Source organism: Mucilaginibacter pankratovii (assembly GCF_014773265.1).
GTDB classification, from domain to species: Bacteria; Bacteroidota; Bacteroidia; order Sphingobacteriales; family Sphingobacteriaceae; genus Mucilaginibacter; species Mucilaginibacter pankratovii.
In genome coordinates, this window is the sequence record NZ_JACWMY010000025.1 from 1 (window position 1) to 3,914 (window position 3,914).

At 49.2% G+C, this 3,914-nt stretch carries 3 protein-coding genes; all 3 read right to left on the reverse strand.

The genetic code is table 11. The features are described 5' to 3' along the window. Positions 1-140: 140 nt before the first annotated feature. The 3 genes from IDJ77_RS27435 to IDJ77_RS27445 all read right to left on the reverse strand — a co-directional run bounded on the left by IDJ77_RS27435 (position 141) and on the right by IDJ77_RS27445 (position 3,228). Positions 141-1,043, reverse strand: a complete 903-nt coding sequence (locus IDJ77_RS27435; protein ID WP_191192201.1) for a hypothetical protein — start codon at positions 1,041-1,043, stop codon at positions 141-143. Positions 1,044-1,199: 156 nt separating this feature from the next. Next, positions 1,200-2,813: a M56 family metallopeptidase gene (locus tag IDJ77_RS27440; RefSeq protein WP_191192202.1), complete on the reverse strand. Its 1,614-nt coding sequence runs from the start codon at positions 2,811-2,813 to the stop codon at positions 1,200-1,202. 10 nt (positions 2,814-2,823) lie between these two features. After that, the gene (locus IDJ77_RS27445; RefSeq protein WP_191192203.1) at positions 2,824-3,228 is read right to left on the reverse strand and encodes a BlaI/MecI/CopY family transcriptional regulator; all 405 of its coding nucleotides are present in this window, start codon (positions 3,226-3,228) and stop codon (positions 2,824-2,826) included. Between the last annotated feature and the right edge of the window lie 686 nt (positions 3,229-3,914).

Here is a 3,914-nt window from a genome sequence, read left to right on the forward strand (position 1 = left end):
GAAAGGCCTCATCAAGGTATTAATGGTAAAAAACCTATTGAAATGTGCACCCTAAACAACAAAAATTAAAACCGCTAATCTGTCATCGAATTACTAAACCCTTACAGCAATGACGTGGTGGTGAAATCGGCTAGATCCTCTCAATTACTAAAATGTAACCCCTGGTAAGTGCGCACGCCATCGGCGTTGCCATAGCTCAAATTAAGATGGCTGAAGCGCTTGTATTTATCTTTGTACTTTGTAAAAACAGCTTCGGGCTGTTTTTTGCCGTTTACGGTCATTTCTTCGGTGTTGAGGGTGAGATCGTGCACGTCTTTATCGGTTGCTATAATTTTATCTTTTACCAGGTCGGTTAATAAAGCTTTCAGCAGCAATTGGTCCTGCCGGGCTTGTTCCTGGTCCTTCTTTGCCTGGATCTGGTCCTTAGCTGCTTGCTCCTGATCTTTTTTCGCTTGCAACTGATCTTTAGCGGCTTGCTCCTGGTCAAGTTTGGCTTGCGCCATGTCTTTGGCGGCCTGCTCCTGGTCGCGTTTGGCTTGTAACTGGGCTTCGCCTGCACCGGACTGGTCTCTCTGCGCCTGCTCGGCATCACGTTTGGCCTGTACGGCGTCTTTTTGGGCTTGTTCGGCATCGCGCTTGGCCTGGAGTTGGTCGCGGCCTGCTTGTTCCTGGTCGCGTTTGGCTTGCACCATATCGCGGGCGGCTTGTGCCTGGTCTTTCTTGGCCTGGATCTTATCGCGCCTTATCTGCTCTTTTATTTTGGCAATAACATCGCTGTATTTGCTCCAACCCGAGGCAGGGATCTCTTCGCCGTCTACATTCAGTTCGGTTATGCTGTTGTTTACAAATTTGGCTTTGTAAACCACGCCATCCCAGTTGGTGCGAAACTCCTCTACCTGCTGCCCGTTGGTAACGGAGGAGGTCATGTAATTACTGTTTGGCGAGCTATCGCGGACTGTTTTTTTCTTCGCCTGCCCGTAGCTTAGGGTAGTGGCGGCCATTGCGGCCAATAAAAGGCCGTGTTTTAAAAATTGTGTTTTCATTTTGTTGTTGATCTAAAGGTTAAAAAATAGGCAATACAAATCCGCCTCACCGTTTGGTAAGTTTTAAAAAATGCGGTGCCGGTTGGGTTTATCAGGTGCTATTAGCCATAGGTACGGGCGCGCTTTCCTATACCAAATTGCGTTAGCGGTATGTGCTTATAATTGGATGCTGACGTTACTGGTACTGTGTTGCTGGCTGTACTGTTGAACTCTTAACTGGTCTTTTTTGGCTTGTTGCTGATCTTTGAAGGCCTGCTGCTGATCCCGGGCGGCTTGTTCCTGGTCGCGTTTGGCTTGTATTTGGTCTTTGCCTGCTTGTATCTGATCGAGTGCCGCCTGCCTCATATCGCGTTCGGCTTGTTCTTTATCGCGTTTGGCCTGCAGCATATCAATTTCGGTTTGCTGTTTTTGCTTTACAGGGGTTTCAGTAGTCGAGGAGCTGTTAAAGCGTGCCCAGTCGGCCACTTGCCTGGCGCGGTCGGCTTCTGTTTTGGCCAGCTCGCCGGCGTATTTTTCTTTTAGGGCCTTGTCCAGGTCGGCTTTCTCTTCTGCCGATGTGGTGGGTGGCATCAACTCCTCTGGCTCGCGGCTGACAGGCGCCGGTACGGGTTTGTTCTTTTTAACAACCACAATCGGTTTTGCAGCGCGTATCGCTTGCCTTTCGGTTTTTGCCGGTTGCACAGCAGGTTGGCCTGCAACTACTGATACCTTTGTTTCGCCACGGGTTATCACCCTGATCTGCGCTATGGCCGCTGTTGCCACCATAGCCGAGAGGATAATGATCCCCGCCATAAAGAAAACCTTCTCTGCCCTGCCCAAAGCCTTGTTTTGATTTTGCAGGATGCGGCTCACCCGTTGCAGCAGGTGGTTCTTTTTCCCCGGGAAAGCCACCTGGTACCCCGCGCCATAAAGCGAATATTCTTTAAAACTAATGAGCGCCTGTACAAACTCGCGCTTGTTTTTGGTTTGCGCCAGGGCGATATCGTCGCAGCAGTTCTCCCGCTCATCACGTAGCAGGGAAGAGATCCACATCAATCCGGGGTTGAAGAAGAACACCGTTTCCGCAATGGTTTGCAGAAAATTCACCACATAATCGTTCCGGCGGATGTGGGCCAGTTCGTGCAGCAACACGGCTTCAACCTGCTCGGGTGGCAAGCCTGTCAACAGGCCGATCGGCATTAATATCACCGGCTTTAAATGCCCCACCACAAAAGGTACTTTTACATAACCCGATTCCAGCAGTTGTACGGCGCGTTTTAACTGCAGCTTTTCGCATAATACCGCCATGCGTTGCTGCCAGTAAGCGTTTGGTACAGAAATATCGCGGTGCCGCGCCCGCTGGATAAACATCAGTCCGCCCATAAACTTTACCGACCGCATGATGAACAGGATGCACCATACCAGCACAACAAATGGTGCATTTACCGTAAAATAATTAGCACAGGCAAAGCCAAAAGTCCTGATGCTGCCCGCATCGATGTTAAACGCCTGCGTGGCATTGGCAGCGAGCTTGCCGGCAAATACCTGCGGGATGCTTTGTACATTCCCGGTGTTCCAAACCCAGGCAAAGGTGGCGGCGCAGGCAGTCACAAACAATAAAAACTGCACAAACACCAGGTTATACCGCAAAGCCGCGCTTGCCTTGCGCGTTGCCATTAATACCAGCGCCGTAAAAATCGCCAGCAGCAAGCCCTGCCACAGCGAGTGGATAAGCATCCAGCTAAATGCCTGGATGACGCGGTTGGTAGTGATGGTGGTTAACAGCTGCATTGTTTTGGTTTTATTTGCCTTTGTCCATATTGTTAAGCAACTCTTTTATCTTCTGCAATTCTTCTTCGGATGTTTTATCGTTACCCAGCAGGGCAACCATCAGGCTGCTTGCCGAGCCATTGTACATCGAATCTACAAAGCGGCCCAGCATGTTCCCTTTTACTTTGTCTTCTTCCAGCGCGGCGCTGTAAATGTGTTTCATGTTGGTTTCGTCGCGCTCCAGCATGCCTTTTTCCTTCATCACCTGCATCAGCTTCAGGGTAGAGGTATATATCACAGCTTCTTTTTGTTCGTTCAGTTTATCATGCACAAAACGCACTGTCGACGGGCCGTACTGCCAAAGCACCTGCAGCACATCCATTTCGGTTTTGGTTGGTACGTTATCAGCGGGTTTATCTTTCTTAAACAACATCATAAACCAAAGGTATGCATTGAAAACGTACGTTGCAATAGGTGGGGTGAGATATTTTTATTTTTTTTCCTTTGAACAGGTTATTGGTGTAATTAAAAACATCGTCTGCTCATTGCCGCAGGGGCTACTTCTTTTCTCTTGAAAGAAAAGAAGCAAAAGTTCAAGTCAGTAGAAAGGCTTCTTTGCCGCACAGGCCTTTGCCCTGCAAACCGGGCAGAACCACGGGCTGCAAAATCTTGCCCCGCTGGCGCGCCCCGCATTCCCCTCCCTTCTGCAAGTATTGCTATGCCCCTCCTGCCGCACCGGCCACCACGTTCTCCCCGCTTTCGCCCGAAGCTGCTCTGCTGACGGTTAGGAAAAAATCAGGAAATCATTTAATCTCATCAATCAAGGTTCAGACAATCAACGTAATCAATTAATCAGTAAAATCAGCGGTTCAGAAAAATGCGAGGGATGGACACGGATACCGCGTGGCTATTTGACTCACCCCGACGACGCTACGCTGTCCGACCCTCTCTGCTTCGCAAAGAGGGTAAGAAGTAGGTTTTTAGATGGGGCTTTTTATAGAGAACTGTCCCGTCCTGAAATAAGTTGACACCCAAGTTGACTTATATGAAAGAAAGAAAAAAACAAAGCGATCGGCGCAGTCAGCGCGATTATAGCCTTGCCTTTAAGTTGCAGGTTGTTCA

What these genes read in the sequence shown, in the direction of transcription:
- IDJ77_RS27435 (WP_191192201.1), bottom strand. Translation starts at nt 1,043, where the DNA reads ATGAAAACACAATTTTTAAAACACGGCCTTTTATTGGCCGCAATGGCC.
- IDJ77_RS27440 (WP_191192202.1), bottom strand. Translation starts at nt 2,813, where the DNA reads ATGCAGCTGTTAACCACCATCACTACCAACCGCGTCATCCAGGCATTT.
- IDJ77_RS27445 (WP_191192203.1), bottom strand. Translation starts at nt 3,228, where the DNA reads ATGATGTTGTTTAAGAAAGATAAACCCGCTGATAACGTACCAACCAAA.